This is a genomic window from Streptomyces sp. NRRL F-2664 (assembly GCF_000719345.1).
Classification (GTDB): Bacteria; Actinomycetota; Actinomycetes; order Streptomycetales; family Streptomycetaceae; genus Streptomyces.
This window is the reverse complement of sequence record NZ_JOFX01000370.1, coordinates 1-431: the sequence shown is the minus strand read 5'-3', so window position 1 is coordinate 431 and position 431 is coordinate 1. Positions and strand designations below refer to the sequence as shown.

Annotated in this window: 1 protein-coding gene; it reads left to right on the top strand. The window is 74.0% G+C overall.

What is annotated here, in order from left to right:
* A partial coding sequence (locus tag IF89_RS39720; protein ID WP_043194991.1) for a hypothetical protein occupies positions 1-431 on the top strand: 431 nt, incomplete at both ends.

The following is a 431-nucleotide window of genomic DNA, read 5'->3' as shown; positions in this document are numbered from 1 at the left end:
GGGCCTGCCCTTCGTCGACACCGAAGAGGGCCGCGTTGTGGCCGCCGGCGGGGTCTACGAGATCGACCCCGCCGCCAGCGCCCCCGGCAGTGCCGGCTCCGGCCTGAAGCGGTTCCCCGGCGAGGGGGTGCGCTTCGAGCATGTGCCGGGCGGCAGCCTGCCCGCCCGCGACGGCGTGGAGGAGCGCGGCTACGAGTGGCGGCTGACGGACCGCACCGACGGGTCCGTGCAGTACTTCGATGCGGACGGCAACCCGGTGGCGTTTGCGGACCGGCACGGCAACCGCACCGACTTCGCCTTCACCGCCGCCAGCGAGGACACCTGGCAGCTCACTGCCGTCACCGACCCATACGGCGCCACCACAGAAGTCGCCTACAGCGACGGCCGGGTCGTCTTCACCGCCCCGGCCCGTTCCGGCGACGGCCACCGCC